Below are 23,619 nucleotides of genomic sequence, written 5' to 3' on the forward strand. Positions count from 1 at the left end.
CGCCCGCGCCGTCGACGCCCCCGACGCGGTGATCACCGAGGCGGCGGATCAGCTGGAGAAGCTCTCGGCGCTATTGAGCCCCTACGACACCGACGAGTGGGAGTCGCCGTCCGGGCGCCGGATGGACCTGCCCATGCGCGGCAACATCTTGTCCATCCCGATGAAGGCGACCAAGGGTGACGACGGGCGCATCCACGGCTGGGCCCGCTTCGCGCGGTATCACCTGGGGCGCAACGGCGCCGTGCATGGCGGGGCGCTGGGGATGCTGTTCGACAGCGTGCTCGGGCTGACGTCCGCGGTCCTCACCGGCGGCCCGTACCAGCGCACCGCCTACCTCAAGATCGACTACCGCCACATCGTGCCGATCGAGAAGGAATTGCAGTTCGAGGCCGGCGTCGACCGGGTGGAGGGGCGCAAGATCTTTGTGTCGGGCCGGCTCTGCGACGGCGACACGTTGCTGACCGAGGCCGACGCGCTGTTCGTGCGGCTCAAGCCTGGCCAGCCCTGAGCCCACTCGGCCCCGATAGCATGGGCACGACCAATCACCGCACCTTAGCCTTGGAGACCCAACCCGATGAGCGCCGCCGCACAGCCCACCCCGGCAAACCCGATCCGGGTGCCCGCCGGGACCACCGCGGCCGCCGCGGTCGGTGAGGCCGGGCTGCCCAGGCGCGGCGTGCCCGACGCGATCGTGGTGGTGCGCGACGCCGACGGCAAGCTGCGCGACCTGAGCTGGGTGCCCGACACAGATGCCGACGTCGTTCCCGTCGCGGCCAACACCGACGAGGGCCGCAGCGTGATCCGGCACTCGGCCGCGCACGTGTTGGCCCAGGCCGTCCAAGACCTGTTCCCGCAAGCCAAATTGGGCATCGGGCCGCCCATCACCGACGGCTTCTACTACGACTTCGACGTGGCGGAGCCGTTCACGCCGGAGGATCTGGCCAAGCTGGAAAAGCGGATGCGCCAGATCGTCAAGGACGGCCAGCTGTTCGACCGGCGCGTCTACGACTCCAAAGAGCAGGCGCGCATCGAGCTCGCCGACGAGCCCTACAAGCTCGAACTCGTCGACGACAAGTCCGGCTTTACCGAGAACACGGCCGAGATCATGGAGGTCGGCGGCGACGAGCTCACCGCGTACGACAACCTCAATCCCCGTACCCGCGAACGTGTTTGGGGTGACCTGTGCCGCGGACCGCACATCCCCACCACCAAGCACATCCCCGCGTTCAAGCTGACCAGAAGCTCGGCGGCCTATTGGCGCGGTGATCAGAAGAACGCGAGCCTGCAACGCATCTACGGCACCGCGTGGGAGTCGCAGGAGGCGCTCGAGAAGCACCTGGAGCTGATCGAGGAGGCCCAGCGCCGCGACCACCGAAAGCTCGGCGCGGAACTCGACCTGTTCAGCTTCCCCGACGAAATCGGTTCGGGCCTGGCGGTTTTCCACCCCAAGGGCGGCATCGTGCGCCGCGAGCTCGAGGACTACTCGCGGCGCAAGCACACCGAGGCCGGCTACCAGTTCGTCAACACCCCGCACATCACCAAGGCCCAGCTGTTCCACACGTCGGGCCACCTGGACTGGTACGCCGACGGCATGTTCCCGCCGATGCACATCGACGCCGAGCACAACGAGGACGGGTCGCTGCGCAAACCGGGCCAGGACTACTACCTCAAGCCGATGAACTGCCCGATGCACTGCCTGATCTTCCGGGCGCGCGGGCGGTCCTACCGCGAACTCCCGTTGCGGCTCTTCGAGTTCGGCACGGTCTATCGCCTGGAGAAGTCCGGCGTCATCCACGGGCTGACCCGGGTCCGCGGCCTGACGATGGACGACGCCCACATTTTCTGCAGCCGCGAGCAGATGCGCGACGAGCTGCGCTCTCTGCTGCGCTTCGTGCTCGACCTGCTCGGCGACTACGGCCTCACCGACTTCTACCTCGAGCTGTCGACCAAGGACCCGGAGAAATTCGTCGGCTCCGACGAGGTGTGGGAGGAAGCCACCAACGTGCTGGCCGAGGTGGGCGCCGAATCCGGCCTGGACCTGGTGCCCGACCCGGGCGGCGCGGCGTTCTACGGCCCCAAGATCTCCGTCCAGGTCAAAGACGCGCTGGGCCGCACCTGGCAGATGTCGACCATCCAGCTCGACTTCAACTTCCCGGAGCGTTTCGAGCTGGAATACACCGCCCCGGACGGGTCCCGGCAGCGCCCGGTGATGATCCACCGCGCGCTCTTCGGGTCGATCGAACGGTTCTTCGGCATCCTGACCGAGCACTACGCGGGCGCGTTCCCGGCGTGGCTGGCGCCGGTCCAGGTGGTCGGCATCCCGGTCGCCGACGAGCACGTGGAGTACTTGGAAAGCGTTGCCGCGCAGCTGAAGTCGCACGGCGTGCGGGTCGAGGTGGACGCCAGCGACGACCGGATGGCCAAGAAGATCGTGCACCACACCAACCAGAAGGTGCCGTTCATGTTGCTGGCCGGTGACCGCGACGTGGCCGCCGGCGCGGTGAGCTTCCGCTTCGGCGACCGCACGCAGATCAACGGCGTGGACCGCGACAGCGCCGTCGACGCGATCGTGAAGTGGATCGCCGATCGCGAAAACGCCTCTCCCACGGCCGAACTGGTGAAGGTAACCGGCGGTGAGTGACTCCGAACGCGACGACACCATCCTCGACCGGGGAGTCGGCGAGCAAGACCACCTGCAACGGCTGTGGACGCCGTACCGGATGAACTACCTGGCCGAGGCGCCGATGAAGCGCGACAACGGCAAGACCGAGCAGCCATTCACCGACATCCCCCAGCTGTCCGACGAGGACGGCCTGGTGGTGGCGCGCGGCGAACTCGTCTACGCCGTGCTCAACCTCTACCCCTACAACCCCGGGCACCTGATGGTGGTGCCCTACCGGCGGGTCTCGGAGCTCGAGGACCTGACCGAGGCGGAGAGCGCGGAGCTGATGGCCTTCACCCAGAAGGCGATTCGCGTCATCAAGAACGTGTCGCGGCCGCACGGCTTCAACGTCGGGATGAACCTGGGGACGTCGGCCGGGGGCTCGCTGGCCGAGCACCTGCACGTGCACGTCGTGCCGCGCTGGGGCGGCGACGCCAACTTCATCACCATCGTCGGCGGCGCCAAGGTGATCCCGCAGTTGCTGCGCGACACCCGCCAGCTGCTCGCGACGGAGTGGGCCCGAAACCGATGAGTCGCGGCGGCGACGATGCAGAGCGAAGCGATGCTGAGGAGCGGCGCGCATGAGTAAAGTGCCGTTCCTGTCGCGGGCGGCGTTCGCGCGGCTCACCACCCCGACGGCACGGGCGTGCCTGAAGGTCGGATTGACGCCCGACGCCGTCACCGTCCTGGGCACCGTCGTCGCGGTCGCCGGTGCGCTGACGCTGTTCCCGACGGGCCGGCTGTTCGCCGGCACCCTGGTGGTCTGGTTCTTCGTGCTCTTCGACATGCTCGACGGGGCCATGGCCCGGGAACGGGGCGGCGGCACGCGATTCGGCGCGGTGCTGGACGCGACGTGCGACCGGATCAGCGACGGCGCCGTGTTCTGCGGGCTGCTCTGGTGGGCCGCCTTCGGCCTGCACGACAAGCTGCTTGTGGCGGCGACCCTGATCTGCCTGGTCACCTCGCAGGTGATCTCGTACATCAAGGCGCGGGCCGAAGCCAGCGGGCTGCGCGGCGACGGCGGCATCATCGAACGTCCGGAACGGCTGATCATCGTGCTGGTCGGCGCCGGCATCTCCGACTTCCCTTACCTCGCTTGGCCGCCCGCGCTGCCGGTGGCGATGTGGCTGCTGGCGGTGGCCAGCGTGGTCACCTGCGTGCAGCGCCTGCACACCGTGCGCACGTCCCCCGGCGCGACGGAGCCCATGCCATGATCCTCGATCTGGGCCGCCTGACCCGCGGTACGGCCGCCGACTGGGCATACGCCACCGGGTGGATGGCGGTGCGGGCGATGCCGGAGTTCGCCGCCCGCAACGCGTTCGACGCCGGCGCGCGCTACGCGGCCCGCCGCGGCGGGCCCGCCCAGCTGCGCAAGAACCTGGCCCGGGTGATCGGCGTGCCGCCCGATCAGGTGCCGGACCAGCTGATGCGGGCGTCGCTGGCGTCCTACGCCCGGTACTGGCGGGAAGCCTTCCGGCTGCCGACGATGGACCACCGCGAGCTGGCCCGCCGCATCGACGAGACGTTCCGCGGCGCCGACCATATCGACGCGGCCCTGGCCGCCGGCCGGGGAGTGGTGCTGGCGCTGCCGCACAGCGGCAACTGGGACATGGCCGGGGTGTGGCTGGCGCAGACGCGCGGCACCTTCACCACCGTCGCCGAGCGCCTCAAACCCGAATCGCTGTACCGGCGTTTCATCGGCTACCGCGAAAGCCTTGGCTTCGAGGTCATCCCGCTGTCCGGCGGCGAACGCCCGCCGTTCGAGACGTTATGCGACCGGCTGCGCGCCAACCGGCCGGTGTGCCTGATGGCCGAGCGCGACCTGACCCGCACCGGTGTGGAAGTGAAGTTCTTCGGGGAGCTCACCCGGATGCCGGCCGGGCCGGCGAAGCTCGCGATCGAAACCGGTGCGGCCCTGTGCCCCGCGCACTGCTGGAACGAACGCGACGGCTGGCCTGTCGAGATATCCCCGCCGCTGGACACCTCCAGCGGCGACGTCCAGGCCATCACCCAGGCGCTGGCGGATCAGTTCGCCACGAACATCGCCGCGCACCCCGAGGACTGGCACATGATGCAGCCGCAGTGGCTGGCGGACCTGTCCGACGCCAAGCAGGCGAGGCTGAGGGAAACCTGATGCGAATCGGGATGGTCTGTCCGTATTCGTTCGACGTGCCGGGCGGGGTGCAGTCCCATGTGTTGCAGCTGGCCGAGGTGATGCGCGCCCGCGGGAACGAGGTCAGCGTGCTGGCACCGGTCTCGCCGCACGCCGCGCTGCCCGACTACGTCGTCTCCGCCGGCAAGGCCGTCCCGATTCCCTACAACGGGTCGGTGGCCCGGCTGCGGTTCGGCCCGGCCACCCACCGCAAGGTCAAAAAGTGGCTCGTGGAGGGTGATTTCGACGTCCTGCACCTGCACGAGCCCAACGCGCCCAGCCTGTCGATGCTGGCGCTGAACATTGCCGAGGGCCCGATCGTCGCGACGTTCCACACGTCGACCACCAAATCGCTTACCCTGACGGTCTTTCAGGGCATCCTGCGCCCGATGCACGAGAAGATCGTCGGCCGGATCGCGGTGTCCGACCTGGCCCGGCGCTGGCAGATGGAGGCACTGGGCACCGACGCGGTGGAGATCCCCAACGGGGTCGACGTGGAGTCGTTCGCCGCGGCGCCGCGGCTGGACGGATACCCGCGGCCGGGCAAGACCGTGCTGTTCCTGGGCCGCTACGGCGAGCCCCGCAAGGGCATGACGGTGCTGCTCGAGGCGCTGCCGCGCGTGGTCGAACGTAACCCGGACGTGCAGTTGCTGATCGTCGGTCGCGGCGACGAGGACGAATTGCGCGAGCAGGCAGGCGAATTGGTGCATCACATCTCGTTCCTGGGCCAGGTGGACGACGCGGGCAAGGCGTCGGCGATGCGCAGCGCCGACGTCTACTGCGCGCCCAACACGGGCGGGGAGAGCTTCGGCATCGTGCTGGTCGAGGCGATGGCCGCCGGCACGCCGGTGGTGGCCAGCGACCTGGATGCCTTCCGGCGCGTGCTGTGCGACGGCGACTGCGGGCGGTTGGTGCCCGTCGACGACGGGGCCGCACTGGCCGATGCGCTGATCGAGGTGCTGGCCGACGGCGCGCTGCGCAAACGCTACGTGGCGGCCGGTTCGAAGGCGGTCCGCCGCTACGACTGGTCGGTGGTGGCCAGCCAGATCATGCGGGTGTACGAGACGGTCGCCGGGTCGGGAACCAAGGTCCAGGTGGCCAGTTGATGACGTGGCTCGTCATCGCCGTCGTGGTGTTGGTGGCGCTGGTCGCCTTCGCCGGCTGGGCATACCAGACGGCCCACCGGCTCGACCGGCTGCACGTCCGCTACGACCTGTCCTGGCAGGCGCTCGATGGCGCGCTGGCCCGACGCGCGGTGGTGGCGCGGGCCGTGGCGATCGACGGGTACGGGAGTTCCGCCGAGGGCAGGCGGCTGGCCGCGCTGGCCGACGCCGCGGAACGCGCGCCGCGGCCGGCCCGCGAGAACGCCGAGAACGGGCTGTCGGCCGCGCTGGCGATGGTCGATCCTGCGTCGCTGCCCGCGGGCCTGATCGCCGAGCTGGCCGACGCCGAGGCCCGCGTGGTGCTGGCCCGCCGCTTCCACAACGACGCCGTTCGCGACACCCTGGCGCTGCGCGAGCGGTTCCTGGTGCGCACCCTACGGCTGGGCGGAACCGCCGCGCTGCCAAGCTATTTCGAAATCCTGGAGCGGCCGCACGCGCTCGCGCACCCCGAGCGCGGCGTGCCCAACCACCGCACGTCGGCGCGGGTGGTGCTGCTCGACGAGTCCGGCGCCGTGCTGCTGTTGTGCGGGTCGGACCCGGCCAACCCGGCGTTCGGTGACGGGGCCGCGCCCCGGTGGTGGTTCACCGTCGGCGGCGAGGTGGGCAACGGCGAGCGGCTGGTCGAGGCCGCCGTGCGGGAGCTGGCCGAAGAGACGGGCCTGCGGGTCGAGCCGGCCGACATGATCGGACCCGTCTGGCGGCGCGACGAGGTCTTCGAGTTCAACGGCTCGCTGATCGAGAGCGAGGAGTTCTACCTGCTGCACCGCACCCGCCGGTTCGAGCCGTCCCTGGCGGGGCGGACCGAGCTGGAACGCAGCTACATTCACGGCGCCCGCTGGTGTGACGCGAACGACATCGCCGAGCTGACCGCGGCCGGCGAGCAGGTGTATCCGCGGCAACTGGGCGAGCTGTTGCCGGTGGCCAACCGGCTGGCGGACGGCGCCGAAAGCGCCGCGGCCGGCGTGCCTCAGCCCATCGTCTGAGGTCTCAAAGCCGCAAACCCACGTCGGCGAGCGCGTCGTGAACCCCCTGCACCGCCCCCTGCTGCAGCTGGGTGGCCACCGTGGCCGGATCGATCTGCGGGAACAGCCCGAACGGCGTGGGCACGTCCTGGTAGGCGGTGCGGTCGTAGCCCAGCTCGACGAGCACCCGCAGGTCCGGCTGGACCAGGTCGGCCAGCGGGTTTCCCACCAGGGGGATGGCGCGCAGCGGGTCCAGCAGCGGCAGGTTCGGATTGGGAATGAGGATGTAGGTGGTCAGGCTGTCCCCCGGCGACACCGGCTGGACCACCCCCGACGCCAGCTGGGCGGTCGTCACGGTGTTGTAGGCCGGGTGCACGAAAAGGAAGCCGGCGATGGCGTTCGCGTCGGCCAAGATGTCGATCGGGTACTGCGGGAAGTCGGCGGCTCCGTCGTATTGGACGGCGTAGTCGATGGTGGGGTAGGCGTTGGTGGGGGTCGCACCGTAGAACGTGAAGCCCATGCCCGGTATGGAGAAACCGGGAAGGCGCGCCAGCAGCCCGCCGTCGGGCCGGTCGGGGTTGGCGATCAGCACGAAGGACAGCTCATCCAGCGCCGGCCGTACGCCCGCCGGCAAGGATTGCAGATAGCGCATTTCGACGGTGGCGATCACGGCGCTTTGCGAGCCGCCGAAGACGATGACGTGGTTTCCCGCCGCCAGTTGCGTGTTGATCGCCGTGTTCAGGTTCTGCACGCCCTGGGCCACCGACTGGTCCAGCGTCAGGCTGTCCAACCCGGTGAACGGGAACAACTTCTCGGGTGTCACCAGGAACTGCGCGTTGTAGTCGGGATGAGTCGGATTGATGAAGAGCTCGGAAGCCAGCACGTTGTGCAGCCGGGGCAGCGGGCCGAGGCCGGTGCCGCCCATGATCAGCGCCGTCGGCCCGCCGGCACCCACCTGGTTCTCGCTGATCAGCAGCACCCCGACGTTGCCGTTGCCCGGGTTGGCGAAGCCGATGTTCCAGTTGCCGGTGTTCCCGATGCCGATGTTCTGATTGCCCGTGTTCTGGATGCCGAAGTTCGCGTTGCCGAGGTTTCCGACGCCGATGTTGCCGTTGCCGACGTTGTTGATGCCGATGTTGCCGACGCCGACGTTTCCGCTGCCCAGGTTCTGCGGCAGGCCCTGCCACGGCACCAGTTGCGCGACCGCCGCCGCGGCGCCGGCGTAATAGTCCGCCATCGCGGCCGCGTCCTGGGCCCACATCTGTTCGTATTCGGCCTCGGCCGCCGCGATCGCCGGGGCGTTCTGGCCCAGCAGGTTGTATCCCACCAGCGAGAGCAACCGAGTCCGGTTGGCGGCCACCGCAATTGGGTGCACCGTGGCCGCCAGCGCCGCGTCGAAGGTCTCGGCGGTCAACCGGACCTGGGCGGCGGTCTGCTCGGCCTGAGCCGCCGCCGCGCTCAGCCACGCCGCGTACGGGCCGGCCGCGCTCGCCATCGCCGCCGCCGCCGGGCCGACCCAGGCCTCGCCCGCCAACTCGGAGGTCACCGACGCGAAGGAGCCCGCCGCGGCGCGCAGCTCTTCGGCCAGCCCGTCCCAGGCCGCCGCCACCGCCAGCATCGGGCCCTGGCCCGGACCGGCGAACATGCGCGCGGAGTTCAATTCCGGCGGCAACACGGCGAAATTCATCGCTACGTTTCTTTCGACTCGGTGATCTGACGATATGACAGGTCCGCCGCCCGAGCTGGAAAAACCGGTTTGTTGGTCACCACTAGACTGGTGCAGGCATTGACGGAGCGAAGGAGAGACGTGGACACCGCCCAGGCAAATGGTGGCCAGGCCAACCAGACCGGCACCGCGCGCGTCAAGCGCGGCATGGCCGAGATGCTCAAGGGCGGCGTCATCATGGACGTCGTCACGCCCGAGCAGGCCCGCATCGCCGAGGGCGCCGGCGCCGTCGCGGTGATGGCGCTGGAACGGGTGCCGGCCGACATCCGCGCCCAGGGCGGGGTGTCGCGGATGAGCGACCCCGACATGATCGAGGGCATCATCGCGGCCGTGACCATCCCGGTCATGGCCAAGGTGCGCATCGGGCACTTCGTCGAGGCGCAGATCCTGCAGAGCCTCGGGGTGGACTACATCGACGAGTCGGAGGTGCTGACCCCCGCCGACTACACCCACCACATCGACAAGTGGAAGTTCACCGTGCCGTTCGTGTGCGGCGCGACCAACCTCGGCGAGGCCCTGCGGCGCATCGCCGAGGGCGCGGCCATGATCCGCTCCAAGGGCGAGGCCGGCACCGGCGACGTGTCCAACGCCACCACGCACATGCGGGCCATCAGCGGCGAGATCCGCCGGCTGACGTCGCTGTCCGAGGACGAGTTGTACGTCGCCGCAAAGGAATTGCAGGCGCCCTACGAGCTGGTCCTCGAGGTGGCCCGGGCCGGCAAGTTGCCGGTCACCCTGTTCACCGCCGGCGGCATCGCCACCCCCGCCGACGCGGCGATGATGATGCAGCTCGGCGCCGAGGGGGTGTTTGTCGGCTCCGGCATCTTCAAGTCCGGGGCGCCCGAGCACCGCGCCGCCGCGATCGTGAAGGCCACCACCTTCTACGACGATCCCGACGTGCTGGCCAAGGTGTCACGCGGGCTGGGCGAGGCGATGGTGGGCATCAACGTGGAGCAGCTCCCGCAGCCGCATCGGCTGGCCGAACGCGGCTGGTAAGAACAGTCCGTGTCGATCGAGAAGATCCTTGATCTCGAGCAGCTCGAGGTCAACATCTATCGCGGAAACGTGTTCAGCCCGGACTCGGGATATTTTCAGCGCACGTTCGGCGGCCACGTAGCGGGGCAGTCCCTGGTGTCGGCGGTGCGCACCGTCGACCCGCATTTCCTGGTGCACTCGCTGCATGGCTACTTCCTGCGGCCCGGGGACGCCACGGCGTCGACGGTCTTCATCGTCGAACGCATCCGCGACGGCGGCTCGTTCTGCACCCGCCGCGTCAACGCCATCCAGCACGGCGAAACCATCTTCTCCATGTCGGCGTCGTTCCAGACCGACCAGGAGGGCATCAACCACCAGGACGCGATGCCCGCGGCGCCGCCGCCGGACGGCCTGCCGGGGTTGAGCTCGATCAAGGTGTTCGACGACGCCGGGTTCAAGCAGTTCGAGGAGTGGGACGTGCGGATCGTGCCGCGGGAGCGCGTGGAGCGGCTGCCCGGCAAGGCCTCGCAGCAGCAGGTGTGGTTTCGCCACCGCGACCCGCTGCCCGACGACCCGGTGCTGCACATCTGCGCGTTGGCCTACATGAGCGACCTCACCCTGTTGGGTTCAGCGCAGGTCACCCACCTCGACGAACGCGCGCACCTGCAGGTGGCCTCGCTCGACCACGCGATGTGGTTCATGCGGGTGTTCCGGGCCGACGAATGGTTGCTCTACGACCAGTCCTCGCCGTCGGCCTGCGGCGGTCGCGCGCTGTGCCAGGGCAAGATCTTCAACCAGTACGGCGAGATGGTCGCCGCGGTCATGCAGGAGGGTCTGACCCGCTTCCCGCGCGGATACCAGCCGCACAAGCAATGATTTCTCCGTGAGCGCGCCGAAGATCGGGGTCCTGGCCCTGCAGGGCGACACCCGCGAGCATCTGGCGGCGCTGCGCGAGGCGGGAGCCGAGTCGATGCCGGTCCGCCGCCGCAGCGAGCTGGAGGCGGTGGACGGGCTGGTCATTCCCGGCGGCGAATCCACCACGATGAGCCACCTGTTGCTGGACTTCGAGCTGCTCGAGCCGTTGCGGCGGCGGCTGGCCGACGGGCTGCCCGCCTACGGCGCGTGCGCCGGCATGATCCTGCTGGCCACCGACATCCTGGACGCCGGCGCCCGGGGCCGGCAGGCGCTGCCGCTTCGCGCGATCGATATGACGGTGCGGCGCAACGCTTTTGGCCGCCAGGTCGACTCGTTCGAGGGCGACATTCCGTTCGCGGGCCTCGACGGGCCGGTGCGCGCGGTGTTCATCCGCGCGCCGTGGGTCGAGCGGACCGGCGACGGGGTGCAGGTGCTGGCCAGCGCGGCCGGGCACGTCGTCGCGGTGCGGCAGGGCTCGAAGCTGGCGACCGCATTTCACCCCGAGATGACCGGCGACCGCCGCATCCACCACCTCTTCGTCGACATCGTCAGGGGCGAGGCGTAAGTCACATCCGTCACTTTCGCCCCGGGACGGGTGGCATGAGGCTTTTTGTCCACCTCATAGCGACAGGCGTTGTCGCTCTGAGGTGGACAAGAAGGGTGCCGGTCGCTTTCTTGTGACGGCTGTGACTGCAGAGACCGCGGGGAGCGCCGGGGCCGTCGGCGCCCACCGCCCACGTAGACTCGTTGGGCGAGTTATCAAGCGAGAAGAGGTAAGAACACCGATGAGCGGCCATTCCAAGTGGGCCACCACCAAGCACCAGAAGGCCGTCAAGGACGCCCGCCGCGGCAAGGAGTTCGCCCGGCTGATCAAGAACATCGAGGTCGCGGCCCGCACCGGCGGCGGTGATCCGGCCGGCAACCCGACGCTCTACGACGCGATCCAGAAGGCCAAGAAGACGTCGGTGCCCAACGACAACATCGAGCGCGCCCGCAAGCGCGGGGCCGGCGAGGAGGCCGGCGGCGCCGACTGGCAAACCATCACCTACGAGGGCTACGCCCCCAACGGCGTGGCGGTGCTGATCGAGTGCCTGACCGACAACCGCAACCGCGCCGCCAGCGAGGTGCGGGTGGCGATGACACGCAACGGCGGCACCATGGCCGACCCCGGCTCGGTGGCCTACCTGTTCTCCCGCAAGGGCGTGGTCACGCTGGAGAAGAACGGCCTGACCGAAGACGACGTGCTGACCGCCGTGCTCGACGCCGGCGCCGAGGACGTCAACGACCTGGGCGACAGCTTCGAGATCATCTCCGAGCCGACCGACCTTGTCGCGGTGCGCACCGCGCTGCAGGACGCCGGCATCGACTACGAGTCGGCCGAGGCCAGTTTCCAGCCGTCGGTCAGCGTTCCCGTCGACCTGGACGGCGCCCGCAAGGTGTTCAAGCTCGTCGATGCGCTGGAGGACAGCGACGACGTGCAGAACGTCTACACCAACGTCGACGTCTCCGACGAGGTGCTGGCCGCGCTCGACGACGAGTGACCGAGCCGCCCGTCGTCAACCATCACGCCGACCACCCGGGCTTCGGCGGCCCGATCGGTGTGGTGACCGCGCTCGGCATGCTCGTCACGGGCCGCGGCAACGCGCGGCTGGCCGTCGACCTGGCCGGGGTGTCGGACGCCGACCGCGTCGTCGACATCGGTTGTGGCCCAGGCAATGCCGCCCGGGCCGCCGCCGCACGGGGCGCGCGGGTCGTCGGGGTGGATCCGTCCCCGGTGATGTTGCGTCTGGCCCGTGCTGCGACGCGCGACCGCACGACCGTCACCTGGTCCCAGGGCGGCGCCGAGGCGCTGCCCGTCTCCGACGGCTGGGCGACCGTCGTCTGGTCGCTCAAGACCGTGCACCACTGGCAGGACGTCACCGCCGGGCTCGCCGAGCTGCGCCGCGTGCTGGCGCCGGCGGGGCGGTTGCTGGTGCTGGAACGCCGGGTGCAACCCGGGGCCACGGGCCTGGCCAGCCACGGCTGGACCGAGCAGCAGGCCGAGTCGTTCGCCGCGCAGTGCCGGGCGGCGGGCCTCGTCGACGTGCGCGTCGACCAGCGTCCCAAGGGCCGGGGCGTGGTGTGGGTGGTGCGGGCGGACCAGCCCTCTCAGTCCTAAGCCTTAGTCGTACCCGTGTCGCATGTCCTCGACGACGCGCGGATTGTCCAGCGTCGACGGCTCGAGCGGGCGGTCCGCGATGTCGCCGGCGAAGACGGTGGCCGCGTCGAGCACCCGCTGGTTGAGGAACCGCAGCGGGGGAGCATCGGCTGGCACCCTTGGGAGGGGTGCGGCGTCGCCGCGTTGCGCCAAGACGAACCCCCAGTCCCCGAACGTGGGCACGTGCACGTGATACGGCGTGACGGCATAACCGGCGGCCCGGATCGTCGAGACCGTCCGCCAGAACGCGGTCGACGTGGAAAGCGGGCTGCCCGCCTGCACGACCATGAGTCCGCCGGGCGCCAGCGCGCGGGCGGCGAGCGCGTAGAACTCGGTCGAATACAGCCGGCCCAGCACGGGTGTGTCGGGGTCGGGAAGGTCGACGATCACCGCGTCGAATCCGGTGTCCGAGGCGCCGCGCAGCCAGGTCATGGCGTCGCCGATCACGACCTTGACGCGCGGGTTGTCCAGCGCGCCGCCGTTGGCGTCGCGCATGGTGGTGCGCGCCAGCTCGATGACGGCCGGGTCCAGCTCGACCTGCACGATCTTGCCGATGCCGGGCTGGCGCAGCAGCTCGCGGGCGGCCAGGCCGTCGCCGCCGCCGAGCACCAGCACCGAGCGGGCGCCCCCACCGAGCGCGGGGTAGACCAGGCTTTCGGTGTAGCGGTACTCGTCGCGGGTGGAGAACTGCAGGCCGCCGTCGAGGTACAGCCGCATGTCATTGCCGCGCCGCGTCACCACGATCTCCTGGTACGCCGTGTGCCGGTAGGCGATGATCGGATCGGCGTAAAGCCTTTGCCTGCTTGTGGTTTCGATGTCGGTCGAGCGCACCAGCAGCGTGGCGAGCAGCCCGAGCGCGGCGGCCAGCGCGCACAGCGCGGTCGCCAGTTGCCGCGCGGAAACGATGCGGCGCAGCAAGAAGACGGCCACGATCCCCGCCGCCGCCAGGTTGATGATGCCGGTGGCCGCCGCGCCGCGGATCATGCCGAGGTGCGGCAGCAGCAGGAACGGCCAGACCAGCCCGCCCAGCAGCGCGCCGAGGTAGTCGGCGGCGTTGAGGTTGGCCAGCGTGCGCCCCGCGTCGGCCGCACCCGCCGTCCGCCCCCGCTGCAGCAGCGTCATCAGCAGCGGCACCTCGGCCCCGACCAGGCCGCCGATCAGGGCGGTGCCGGCCGCCAGCACCCACGTCGAGCCCACCGAGCCGTCCAGGAACGCGAACACCGTGTACAGCGCGGCCGCCGACAGGCCGCCGATGATGCCTAGCAGCGCCTCGACGGCGATGAAGGCGATCGCCGCGTGCGCCAGCAGCGGCTTGGCCAGCAGCGCGCCCGCGCCCAGGGCCGCGATGTAGCCCGCGACGATCAGCGACGTCGCGACGATGCCGCCGCCGTTGAGGCTGGCGGACAGCGTCAGCAGCGCGAGCTCGTAGATGATGCCGCACGCCGCGCAGGCCGCCACGGCGGCCAACAACACGGCGCGCCAACGGCCCTGGGACGTCATGACACCGCCGCGGCGGTCACCCCTCCCACGGCCAGCAATATCAGGGCGACCGCGAAGGACCCCGGGTGCAGCGTGGGCTCGTCGATGTGTTCGTGGAAGTCGCCCGGGATCAGCAGGTGCATCGCCAGCAGTGCGATGCCCAGCAGGATGACACCCATCAGCCCGTACACCGCCACGCCGAGCAGCCCCTGGGCCAGCTGGCTGTAGCTGTTGACGATGGCGGTGATGATGACGACGGTGAGCGAGATGTACATGGCGCCCGCGACGACGACGGCATTGGGGCGGCGATCGATGAACACCAGTTGGCGCAGCTTCCCGGGCGTCAGCCAGTCGACCACATAGAACCCGACGAGCAGCACCGCCATCCCGACGGCGAAGTACAGGATCGTCGCGACCGCGCCCTTGAAGACGGGATTGAGGTCGACATTGCCGATCTCGACGGCGAGGTTCATGGTTGTCTCCTTTGCGGTTACTGCCTTAAGCCATCACTTGGTTCCGCCGGGCCCGCCGGGGGGGCGGGCGGCGCCGCCCGACGGGGAGCCGGGGAAGAACCCGGGCCCGAGGAATACGAAGGCGCCATGGCTGTATCCGGCGCTCAGGGGTTCGACGCGGATGCTGCACGGATTGTTGCCGTCCGGGCCGACGATCACGATGTTGTTGCTGTAGCGCAGGTATTCGCTGTTGCCGTTGGAGGCGCGCGCCTCGGGGGCCTGATAGTCGGCGAGCGTGTCGGCGACCTGGTCGGGGGACCCGGTGCACTGGTAGCGCGTCCCGTTCACGTCGCGGGAGTACTCGTGATAGTGGCTCGCGATGTAGGACCCGATGTCCTTCTGCTCCAAGATGATTCCGAAGACCAGGCAGACGACGGCGGCGACGGCCAGCGCCCCGGAGATCACGAACAGGCGGTTGCGGCTCACGGGCGCCACCGGCTCTCGGTGTGCACCACCACGCCGCCCGACTCCAGCGGGTACAGATGCCAGGTCTGCCAGTGCCAGCCGGCGCCGTCGGGTTCGGCGGTCAGCGCGGTCAGCGCGGCGTCGTCGCCGGGGAACGTGCCGCCGAGCCAGCCCGGTTCCCGCGCGCAGCGGTCGCGAAGTTCGCCGGCCAGCGAACGGAAGGCCGCCTCCTCGTGCGTCTCGGTGCGCGACCGCAGCCGGTAGCCGGGGGCGTCGGTGCGGCGCGGCAGGTCGCCGCCGAGGCCGCGGGCGGTGCACGAAACCTGTTCGGAGAAGCGGCCTTTCGCGTGCTCGACCGCGACCACGTGCGATGCGCCCAGCACGCCGAGCAACAGCGCGCCGCCGTCGGGGTGCTGAAGGGAGCAGGTGGCCAGCGGCGCCGGTGCGGGCGCGTTGAGCGCGAGCCCCAGCCGTTCCCCGGACACGTCCGCCGGCGTCACGGCGAGCTGATGAAGGGGCACCGACCTGAGTCCTCTGGTCCTATGGCGAGGAGGGCGGCGGCGCTGGGTAGACGGTCAATTCGCCGGGCACCACGGACTTGCCCGTCGAAACCTCCCAGGGCATGTCCGGGGCCCAGCGCTCGAACGAGAGCAGGGCGCTCTCGTTGGCGTTGGTGCAGTCGAGGAATTCCATCTCGCCGCCGGCGGGCAGGCCGGTGGTGCCCTCGGTGGTGTAGGACGCCCGGCCGCGCTCCGTTTCGTGGAACGGCACGCCGTCGACGACGTACTGGTCACCGGGCTGCAGGGTGAGGTCCTTGCGAGTGACCCACATGGCCAGCTCCAGGCGCCCGTCGTCCTCTTCGACGCTCAGCCAGATCGGCTGGTCGCCGCCCTCCAGCAGGTGCTCCCACCACACGAACGGGCCCTCGCGGAACGTTACCGAGCCGCGGACCACGAGATCGACGCCGCCGTAGCTGACGATCGCCCCGGGCCCGAGTTGGCGGGGCCCGAACTGGGGCATCGCGTTGAACGACAGCGGATCGGTGCGCCCGCTCGGCCGGGCCGGCTTTTTGGGCCGCCGCAAAGCGATGACCAGCACCACGATCGACGCGATAAACAGCACCGCCGCCAGGACGAGCAGGACTGTTCCCACGCCAAACCTTCCATGCCACAGTGCTAGCCACAGGGCTAGAGCGAACGTGGGCTATAAGTTAACAGCTTTCGTCCGACGGCAGCGTGTCCTACCGGATCCCGTCGGTGCGGCCGGTTAGGCTCTCGAACAGCTGTTCGTACGAAGGAGCCGGCAATGCGCGTGATGGGCGTCGACCCCGGGCTGACCCGATGCGGCCTGGCGGTCGTGGAGACCGGCGCGGGGCGCAAGGTCGTCGCGCTCGACGTCGACGTGGTGCGCACGGGGGCGGACGCGCCGCTGACCAAGCGGTTGCTGACCGTCAGCGATGCCGTCGAGCACTGGCTGGACACCCACCTGCCGGACGTGGTGGCCATCGAGCGGGTGTTCTCCCAGCACAACGTGTCGACGGTGATGGGCACCGCGCAGGCCGGCGGCGTGGTCGCGCTGGCGGCGGCCAGGCGCGGCATCGACGTCCACTTCCACACCCCCACCGAGGTGAAGGCGGCGGTCACCGGCAACGGCTTCGCCGACAAGGCTCAGGTCACCACCATGGTCACCAAAATCCTTGCGCTGCAGACCAAACCGACGCCGGCCGACGCGGCTGACGCGCTGGCGTTGGCGATCTGCCACAGCTGGCGCGCGCCGATGATCGCCCGGATGGCCAAGGCCGAAGCGCTGGCGGCGCAGCAACGGCACGCCTACCGGGCCAAGTTGGCGGCGAAGCGCAAGGCGGTCGCCCGATGATCGCGTCGGTGCGCGGCGAGGTGCTCGAGGTGGCGCTCGACCACGTCGTGATCGAGGCGGCCGGCGTTGGCTACCGGGTGAACGCGACGCCGTCGACGCTGGCGACGCTGCGGCAGGGCAGCGAGGCCCGGCTGATCACCGCGATGATCGTGCGCGAGGACTCGATGACGCTGTACGGGTTCACCGACGCGCAGACCCGCGACCTGTTCCTGACGCTGCTGTCGGTGTCGGGGGTGGGGCCCCGGCTGGCGATGGCGACGCTGGCGGTGCACGACGCCGCCACGTTGCGCCAGGTGCTGCACGACGGCGACGTCGTGGCGCTGACCCGGGTGCCTGGGATCGGCAAGCGCAGCGCCGAGCGGATGGTGCTGGAGCTGCGCGACAAAGTGGGCGCCGTGGCCGCGACCAACGGGGCGCCGCTGGTCAACGGCAATGCGGTGCGCAGCCCGGTGGTGGAGGCGCTGGTCGGTCTGGGCTTCGCCGCCAAGCAGGCCGAGGAGGCCACCGACAAGGTGCTGGCCGGCGATCACGAGGCGACGACGTCCAGCGCGCTGCGGGCGGCCCTGTCGTTGCTGGGTAGGTCCAAATGACGGACGACTTCTCCGACGACTATGCCGACCGCGACGTCTCCCCGGCCCTGACCGTCGGTGAGGGCGACATCGACGTCAGCCTGCGGCCCCGCTCGCTGCGGGAGTTCATCGGGCAGTCGCGGGTGCGCGAGCAGCTGCAGCTGGTCATCGAGGGGGCCAAGAACCGCGGCGGCACACCGGATCACATCCTGCTGTCGGGTCCGCCGGGGCTGGGGAAGACGTCGCTGGCGATGATCATCGCGGCGGAGCTCGGCTCGTCGTTGCGGGTGACGTCCGGTCCGGCCCTGGAGCGCGCCGGCGACCTGGCCGCGATGCTGTCCAACCTGGTCGAGCACGACGTGTTGTTCATCGACGAGATCCACCGCATCGCCCGGCCCGCCGAGGAGATGCTCTACCTGGCCATGGAGGACTTCCGGGTCGACGTCGTCGTCGGCAAAGGCCCTGGGGCGACGTCGATTCCGCTGGAGGTGGCGCCGTTCACGCTGGTCGGCGCGACCACGCGGTCCGGCGCGCTGACCGGCCCGCTGCGCGACCGGTTCGGATTCACCGCGCACATGGACTTCTACGAGCCCGCCGAGTTGGAGCGGGTGCTGGCCCGTTCCGCCGGGATCCTCGGCATCGAGCTGGGGGCCGACGCGGGCGCCGAGATCGCGCGACGCTCGCGGGGGACCCCGCGGATCGCCAACCGGCTGTTGCGCCGCGTCCGCGACTTCGCCGAGGTGCGCGCCGACGGCGTGATCACCCGCGACGTCGCCAAGGCCGCGCTGGAGGTCTACGACGTCGACGAGCTGGGGCTGGATCGGCTGGACCGGGCGGTGCTGTCGGCGTTGACCCGCGGCTTCGGCGGCGGCCCGGTCGGGGTTTCGACGCTGGCGGTGGCGGTGGGGGAGGAGGCCACAACCGTCGAGGAGGTGTGCGAGCCGTTCCTGGTGCGGGCGGGCATGGTCGCGCGCACCCCGCGGGGCCGGGTGGCCACCGCCCAGGCCTGGACGCACCTCGGCCTGACGCCGCCGGCCGGGGCGACCGGCCTCGGGCAACCGGGCCTCTTCGACTAGCACCGGTTACGCCACGCCCGACCCGGGTACCCGGTCTGCATCAGCAAACCGCTTGGCGGAGGAGATTCTGATGAGGCGCACCGGTCCCGACTATGACAGCCCACGCACGCCGTACATGCCACGCACCCGCGGTGCGGTGTCCGGGCTGCTTCTGATCCTCTTGGGTGCATGGGGGGCCTTGGCCCCGTTCATCGGGCCCCTGATCAGGTGGTCGTATTCCGTCGACCCGGCCTGGACGTGGACGACGGCGAAAGGCTGGCTGGAGGTGCTGCCCGGCGTGGTTGCCGCGGTGGGCGGCCTGATCCTGGTCGTGTCCGGCAATCGCGCCAGCGCGGTGCTCGGCGGCTGGCTGGCCGTCGTCGCCGGGGCCTGGTTTGTGGTCGGCCGGGCGTTGGCCGCGACGCTGAACATCGGTGACGTCGGCCAGCCGGTGGCCGCGACGGACCTGAAGCGGGCCCTGCTCGAGGTCACCTACTTCACCGGCCTGGGCGCGCTGATCGTGTTCCTCGGCGGCGCCGCCCTGGGGCGCGTCGCGGTGCGCCATGCGCGCGACGTCGTCGTGACCGAACCGGCGCCCGTCGCCGCCACGCCGGCACACGAGCCGGCCGTGTACGACGAGTCGCCGCGCGACGTGCGGACCGACGAGCGTGGCCGGGGCGGCTTCTTCCACCGGCGCGCCGGGGGCGGACTGTTCCGCCGGCACCACCACGCCGGCGTCTGATAACGCGCGAGAGCACCGGTAGTCCCCAGCGGGCTGCCGGTGCTGTTGCGCGCCCGGGCGACCGCCGCTCGGTATGGTTCTTGGGTCGTTCGACTACCGAGGAGGAGCGATGCTCACCGCCGGGTTGGTGTTCGCCGGGCTGGCAGCCCTACTGCACGTCTACATCTTCACGATGGAGTCGTTGACCTGGACCTCGGAGCGCACCCGCGCCGTCTTCGGGACGACGCCCGAGGAAGCCGAGACCACCCGGCTGCTCGCCTTCAACCAGGGCTTCTACAACCTGTTCCTGGCGATCGTCACCTTCCTCGGCATTCCCCCGGTGATCATGGGCGACAAGGCCGTGGGGGTCGCGCTCATTCTCGCCGGCGTCGGATCCATGGCCGCCGCCGCGATCGTGCTGGTGTTCTCCGCCCGGGAGAAGGCGCGGGCCGCGGTGATCCAGGGCACGTTTCCGGTGATTGCCATCGTGCTGGTGGTTCTCGGCCTGTCCTGGTAACACCAGCACCATCAGCCTCACTGGTCACGCAAAACCGCTTCCTTGTGCCCGCAGGTGTTACATCGCGGGCGGGTCGGGTACTCCCGGGGGGCCGGAAAACGGCCCGGCTTCAATTGAGGAGATGGAATGAGATACGCAGATAGGGACTATCCAGGCGCTTTGACCATGCCGCGCTCGCGCGGCGCGATCAGCGGATTGATCCTGGTGATCCTTGGCGCCTGGGGGGCGTTGATCCCGTTCGTCGGCCCCCACTTCGACTTCGCCTACACGCCCGACCGCGATTGGGCCTGGACGACGGCGCGCGGCTGGCTCGAGGTGCTCCCGGGCGGCGCGACCGTGGTCGGCGGCCTGCTGCTGATCGTCGCCGGCAACCGCATCGCCGCGATGCTGGGCGGCTGGCTCGCGGTCCTGTCCGGCGCATGGTTCGTGGTGGGCGGCCAGATTGCTCCTCTGCTGGGCATCGGATCCGCCGGCGACCCGATCGCGGCGACCGAACGCAAGCGCGCCGCGCTCGAGGTCTCCTATTTCTCGGGCCTCGGTGCGCTGATCATCTTCGTGGGCGGGGTCGTCCTGGCGCGCACCGCGGTCCGGCTCGCGCGCGACGTGGAACCCCTGGGCCCGACCGAGGCCGAGGCAGCTGCGCCGGGCGGGGAGCCGGCGTACGTGTCCGGGCTCGACGAGTCGCCCGCGGTGTCGTCGGGCGCGGTGACCAAGCCCCGGATGGAGCGCGGCTGGCGCCGCCAGCGCGGCGCCGCGGGGTCGCCGAACGCGGCGTACCTGCGCTGGCCGCACCCCCAGGGCTGAGTCACGAGGAAAGCGAATCGCCCAGCACCGAAGGCGGGCTGGGCGAGTCGCATTGGATTCTCAGAGCAATCCGAGCAGCTGCAGGTCGCTGACGTACTTGGCGATGATCTGCGGCGAGACGTGCGGAATGTCCTTGTCGGGGCCGATTTTCGCGTCCTGAACCGCCGCACGGAACCGATCGGTCGGCGCCATCGAGCCGTTGATCGGCTGCTGGGGCTTTTGGTAGTTGTGCAGGAGCGGCAGCAGTGAGGCGTTGCGCTGCTTTTCGGGCAGCCCGCGCAGGCTGGTTTCGAAGCGCTGCAGCCAGTCGCCGTAGTCGTCGACTCGCCGGATGGCGCAGCCCGCCTCGATGAGCCAGTCGACGAACTGGTCCATCCCGATGCCGTCGTCGTAGGGGTTCATCACGTGGAAGGTGCGGAAGCCATCCGCGCTCTGGGCGCCAAGGGTGGAGATGGCCTCGGCGATGAACTCCACGGGCAGCCCGTCGTAGTGGGCGCGCTGCCGGTGGCCGTCGGCGTCGCGCTCGTAGAACGAGGCGGGCGCGATCCCGGTCGCGGCCAGGCTGAGCATCATCCGGGTGAACATGTCCGGGACATTCAGTTGGCCGGCGTAGGTGGTGTCGGCCAGGATCATGTCGCAGCGGAACACCGCGACGGGCAGCCCGCACAGGTCGTGGGCCTCGCGCAGCAGCACCTCACCGGCCCACTTGCTGTTGCCGTAGCCGTTGGCGTAGCCGTCGTTGATCTCGCGCGTCGCGCTGATCTGGCGGATGTCGGCGTCCTCGGTGAACTTGCCTGGCTGGATCTGGTCGCCCACCCCGATCGTCGAGACGTAGGTGTAGGGCTTGATCTTGGTGGTCAGCGCGAGCCGGATCAGCTCGGCGGTGCCCAGCGCGTTGGGCCCGAACAGTTCGCTGTAGGGCAGCACGTGGTTGACCAGGGCAGCGGGGTCGACGATCAGGTCGACGGTGTCGGCCAGCCGCTGCCACGTCTGGGCGTCCAGGCCGAGGTCGGCCTCGCCCTTGTCGCCGGCGACGACCTCGAGGTGGTCGGCCGCCAGCCGCTGGTAGTGGGCCAGCAGCTCGGGGTCTCCACTGTCGAACGTCGCGTCCAGGCGGGCCCGGGCGTCCTCGTCGGAGCGGGCGCGCACCAGCGCGATCACCTTGCCGTCCACCAGGTCCATGCGCTCCAGCCATTCCAGGGCCAGGTAGCGACCCAGGAAACCCGTTGCGCCGGTGAGCAATACGGTGCGCACCTCGGAGGTGGGCCCGGGCAGCTCGGGCGCGGCGGCCAGCGTCGAGGCCTCCAGGAACTTGTCGAGGGTCAGGTCGCCGGCGTGCACCTCGGTCGCCTCACGCCCGTGCACCGAGGCGAAGCTGGGCCGCTTGGTGCCCTTGCGCTCGCCCTCGATGTAGGTGGCGATGGCGGCCAGGTCGTTGGCCGGGCTGACGATCACGCCCACCGGCACGTCGACGTCGAAGATCTCGCGCAGCAGGTTGCCGAACGTCAACGCCGACAACGAGTCCCCGCCCAGGTCGGTGAAGTGGGCCTCCGGCGACACCTCGCTGGTGGCGGTGCCCAGCAGGGCGGCCGCGGCGCGGCTAAGCGTCTGCAGCACCGGCGCGTCGGCGCCGCTGCGGCGCAATTCGGCCAGCTCGTTGGCCTGGCTTTGGGCCAGCTCGGCGTAGAGCTGCTCGAGGCGCTCGCCGTAGTGCGCCTTCAGCTTCGGCCACGCCAGCTTGCGGATGCCGGTCAGCAGGCCGTTCTCCAGCGTGAAAGGCGTTGTCTCGATGAGGAAGTCGCGCGGCACCTCATAGGACTGCAGGCCGGCCTCCTTCGCGACGTACTGCAGCGAGTCGGCGATCATCGGCTTCAACGTGTCAATGTCGTAGGCCGCCAACGCCTCTTCGGTGGGCACCACGACCGCCAGGAGATAGGGGTGGGCGCTGTTGCCGTAGACGTAGATCTGGCGCACCAGCGGGCTGTTGCCGAACACCGCTTCCAGCTTCGCGACGGTGACGAATTCGCCCTGCGCGAGCTTGAGCACGTTGTTGCGGCGGTCGACGTACACCAGCTTGTCGGGGGCGACCTCGGCGACGACGTCGCCGGTGCGGTAGTAGCCGTCCTCGTCGAACACGCCTGCGGTGGTCTCGGGCCGCTTGTAGTAGCCGGGGAACATGTTGTTGGTCTTGAGCAGCATCTCACCGCGCGGGTAGGGCCGGTCGGTCGAGAAGTAGCCGAGCTCGGGGACGTCGACCAGCTTGTAGTCGATGACCGGCGGGCGCTGCACCACGCCGTCGAACAGGACCATGCCCGCCTCGGTGGATCCGTAGCCGTCCAGCAGGTGCATCTGCAGCAGGGATTCGACCCACTGGCGCAGCTCGGGGGAGGTGGGCGCCGAGCCCGTCATCGCGAAGATGAACCGCCCCCCCAGCAGGTGGTTGCGCAGCTCGTCCATCACCTCGGCCTCGTCGGCTCCGCGGTCGACCCGGCGCTGGTACTCGCCGTAGATGGTCTCCCAGATCCGCGGCACGAAGTTCATCTCGGTGGGCCGGACCAGCTCGAGGTCCTCCAGCAGCGTCGAGAGGTCACTGCGGGCCGCGAAGTAGGCGGTGCCGCCGTTGCCGAGCGTGCCGTAGAGGATGCCGCGGCCCATGACGTGGCTCATCGGCATGAAGTTGAGGGTGATCGACGCGGCGCTCGGTCCGAACCAGTTCCGGGCCGACCGGCACCACATCTTTCCGACGTTGCTCGCCGGGTACATCGCACCCTTGGGTGCGCCGGTGCTGCCGGAGGTGTAGATCAGCAGGGCCAGGGGCTCCTCGTCGGACGGCGCCGACGTCGGCGCCTCGGGCAAGGCGGTCCCGCGCTCCAGCAGGTCGGCCAGGGCCTCGACGGTGACGGCGGTGCCGGCCCGCCGCGCCCGGGCAG

Annotated in this window: 25 protein-coding genes; 18 read left to right on the forward strand and 7 right to left on the reverse strand. The window is 70.1% G+C overall.

Going from position 1 to position 23,619, the window contains the following annotated elements; translation table 11 throughout:
• From A9X00_RS19040 to A9X00_RS19070, 7 genes are all read left to right on the forward strand, one after another.
• The coding region (locus A9X00_RS19040) for a PaaI family thioesterase (protein ID WP_067156804.1) at positions 1-508 on the forward strand (508 nt) is incomplete at its 5' end.
• Positions 509-574: 66 nt separating this feature from the next.
• Positions 575-2,641 carry a threonine--tRNA ligase gene (gene thrS / locus A9X00_RS19045; protein WP_067156805.1) on the forward strand — a complete coding sequence of 689 codons (2,067 nt, stop codon included), beginning with the start codon at positions 575-577 and terminating at the stop codon, positions 2,639-2,641.
• Positions 2,634-3,194 carry an HIT domain-containing protein gene (locus A9X00_RS19050; protein ID WP_067156806.1) on the forward strand — a complete coding sequence of 187 codons (561 nt, stop codon included), beginning with the start codon at positions 2,634-2,636 and terminating at the stop codon, positions 3,192-3,194. Before thrS ends, A9X00_RS19050 begins: the two co-directional genes overlap by 8 nt.
• Positions 3,195-3,243: 49 nt before the next feature.
• Positions 3,244-3,876 carry a phosphatidylinositol phosphate synthase gene (gene pgsA / locus A9X00_RS19055; protein ID WP_067156808.1) on the forward strand — a complete coding sequence of 211 codons (633 nt, stop codon included), beginning with the start codon at positions 3,244-3,246 and terminating at the stop codon, positions 3,874-3,876.
• A complete protein-coding gene (locus tag A9X00_RS19060) occupies positions 3,873-4,796 on the forward strand; it encodes a phosphatidylinositol mannoside acyltransferase (protein WP_067156811.1) in 924 nt (307 codons plus the stop codon). The genes pgsA and A9X00_RS19060 overlap by 4 nt, the downstream gene beginning before the upstream one ends.
• Positions 4,796-5,920, forward strand: coding sequence for a glycosyltransferase family 4 protein (locus A9X00_RS19065; protein ID WP_067156814.1), 1,125 nt, complete (start codon positions 4,796-4,798; stop codon positions 5,918-5,920). The genes A9X00_RS19060 and A9X00_RS19065 overlap by 1 nt, the downstream gene beginning before the upstream one ends.
• Positions 5,920-6,960, forward strand: a complete 1,041-nt coding sequence (locus tag A9X00_RS19070) for an NUDIX hydrolase (RefSeq protein ID WP_067156816.1) — start codon at positions 5,920-5,922, stop codon at positions 6,958-6,960. The genes A9X00_RS19065 and A9X00_RS19070 overlap by 1 nt, the downstream gene beginning before the upstream one ends.
• Positions 6,961-6,964: 4 nt before the next feature.
• Here A9X00_RS19070 and A9X00_RS19075 read toward each other — a convergent pair whose 3' ends face one another.
• Positions 6,965-8,626, reverse strand: a complete 1,662-nt coding sequence (locus A9X00_RS19075; RefSeq protein WP_067156817.1) for a PE-PPE domain-containing protein — start codon at positions 8,624-8,626, stop codon at positions 6,965-6,967.
• A gap of 120 nt (positions 8,627-8,746) precedes the next feature.
• Here A9X00_RS19075 and pdxS point away from each other — a divergent pair, with 120 nt between their 5' ends.
• The 5 genes from pdxS to A9X00_RS19100 all read left to right on the forward strand — a co-directional run bounded on the left by pdxS (position 8,747) and on the right by A9X00_RS19100 (position 12,713).
• Positions 8,747-9,661, forward strand: coding sequence for a pyridoxal 5'-phosphate synthase lyase subunit PdxS (gene pdxS / locus A9X00_RS19080; RefSeq protein ID WP_067156818.1), 915 nt, complete (start codon positions 8,747-8,749; stop codon positions 9,659-9,661).
• A 9-nt stretch (positions 9,662-9,670) separates the two neighbouring features.
• Positions 9,671-10,516, forward strand: a complete 846-nt coding sequence (gene tesB / locus A9X00_RS19085) for an acyl-CoA thioesterase II (protein WP_067156819.1) — start codon at positions 9,671-9,673, stop codon at positions 10,514-10,516.
• Positions 10,517-10,523: 7 nt separating this feature from the next.
• Entirely contained in the window at positions 10,524-11,120 is a 597-nt protein-coding gene (pdxT, locus tag A9X00_RS19090) for a pyridoxal 5'-phosphate synthase glutaminase subunit PdxT (protein ID WP_067156823.1), read from the forward strand.
• Positions 11,121-11,340: 220 nt separating this feature from the next.
• The gene (locus tag A9X00_RS19095; protein ID WP_067156826.1) at positions 11,341-12,096 is read left to right on the forward strand and encodes a YebC/PmpR family DNA-binding transcriptional regulator; all 756 of its coding nucleotides are present in this window, start codon (positions 11,341-11,343) and stop codon (positions 12,094-12,096) included.
• Positions 12,093-12,713, forward strand: coding sequence for a class I SAM-dependent methyltransferase (locus A9X00_RS19100; protein ID WP_067156829.1), 621 nt, complete (start codon positions 12,093-12,095; stop codon positions 12,711-12,713). Before A9X00_RS19095 ends, A9X00_RS19100 begins: the two co-directional genes overlap by 4 nt.
• 3 nt (positions 12,714-12,716) lie before the next feature.
• Here the strand turns inward: A9X00_RS19100 and A9X00_RS19105 are convergent, their stop codons facing one another.
• From A9X00_RS19105 to A9X00_RS19125, 5 genes are read right to left on the reverse strand one after another with little or no spacing between them, the layout of a single operon-like run.
• The gene (locus tag A9X00_RS19105) at positions 12,717-14,252 is read right to left on the reverse strand and encodes a polyamine aminopropyltransferase (RefSeq protein WP_067156831.1); all 1,536 of its coding nucleotides are present in this window, start codon (positions 14,250-14,252) and stop codon (positions 12,717-12,719) included.
• Positions 14,249-14,704, reverse strand: coding sequence for a DUF350 domain-containing protein (locus A9X00_RS19110; protein WP_067156833.1), 456 nt, complete (start codon positions 14,702-14,704; stop codon positions 14,249-14,251). Before A9X00_RS19110 ends, A9X00_RS19105 begins: the two co-directional genes overlap by 4 nt.
• Positions 14,705-14,737: 33 nt before the next feature.
• Entirely contained in the window at positions 14,738-15,169 is a 432-nt protein-coding gene (locus A9X00_RS19115; RefSeq protein ID WP_067156861.1) for a DUF4247 domain-containing protein, read from the reverse strand.
• Positions 15,166-15,669, reverse strand: a complete 504-nt coding sequence (locus A9X00_RS19120; protein WP_067156835.1) for a DUF2617 family protein — start codon at positions 15,667-15,669, stop codon at positions 15,166-15,168. The genes A9X00_RS19115 and A9X00_RS19120 overlap by 4 nt, the downstream gene beginning before the upstream one ends.
• 19 nt (positions 15,670-15,688) lie before the next feature.
• Entirely contained in the window at positions 15,689-16,300 is a 612-nt protein-coding gene (locus A9X00_RS19125) for a DUF4178 domain-containing protein (protein WP_067156837.1), read from the reverse strand.
• Between the two features lie 153 nt (positions 16,301-16,453).
• On the opposite strand from A9X00_RS19125, the gene ruvC reads away from it, so the two are divergent.
• The 6 genes from ruvC (at position 16,454) to A9X00_RS19155 (ending at position 20,689) form a co-directional block, all read left to right on the forward strand.
• Positions 16,454-17,023, forward strand: a complete 570-nt coding sequence (gene ruvC, locus A9X00_RS19130; RefSeq protein ID WP_067156843.1) for a crossover junction endodeoxyribonuclease RuvC — start codon at positions 16,454-16,456, stop codon at positions 17,021-17,023.
• On the forward strand, positions 17,020-17,613 hold the full coding sequence (ruvA, locus tag A9X00_RS19135; protein WP_067156845.1) for a Holliday junction branch migration protein RuvA: 594 nt from the start codon (positions 17,020-17,022) through the stop codon (positions 17,611-17,613). Before ruvC ends, ruvA begins: the two co-directional genes overlap by 4 nt.
• Positions 17,610-18,668, forward strand: coding sequence for a Holliday junction branch migration DNA helicase RuvB (ruvB, locus tag A9X00_RS19140; RefSeq protein ID WP_067156847.1), 1,059 nt, complete (start codon positions 17,610-17,612; stop codon positions 18,666-18,668). Before ruvA ends, ruvB begins: the two co-directional genes overlap by 4 nt.
• Positions 18,669-18,738: 70 nt before the next feature.
• Positions 18,739-19,389, forward strand: coding sequence for a hypothetical protein (locus A9X00_RS19145; protein ID WP_067156864.1), 651 nt, complete (start codon positions 18,739-18,741; stop codon positions 19,387-19,389).
• A gap of 109 nt (positions 19,390-19,498) precedes the next feature.
• Entirely contained in the window at positions 19,499-19,885 is a 387-nt protein-coding gene (locus A9X00_RS19150) for a DUF1304 domain-containing protein (RefSeq protein ID WP_067156849.1), read from the forward strand.
• A gap of 126 nt (positions 19,886-20,011) precedes the next feature.
• Entirely contained in the window at positions 20,012-20,689 is a 678-nt protein-coding gene (locus tag A9X00_RS19155; RefSeq protein WP_067156852.1) for a hypothetical protein, read from the forward strand.
• 60 nt (positions 20,690-20,749) lie between these two features.
• Here A9X00_RS19155 and car read toward each other — a convergent pair.
• Positions 20,750-23,619 (reverse strand): carboxylic acid reductase (gene car, locus A9X00_RS19160; protein ID WP_067156855.1); only part of this gene is annotated, 2,870 nt, incomplete at its 5' end.

Origin of the sequence: Mycobacterium sp. 1245805.9 (assembly GCF_001672915.1) — a bacterium.
GTDB lineage: Bacteria > Actinomycetota > Actinomycetes > Mycobacteriales > Mycobacteriaceae > Mycobacterium.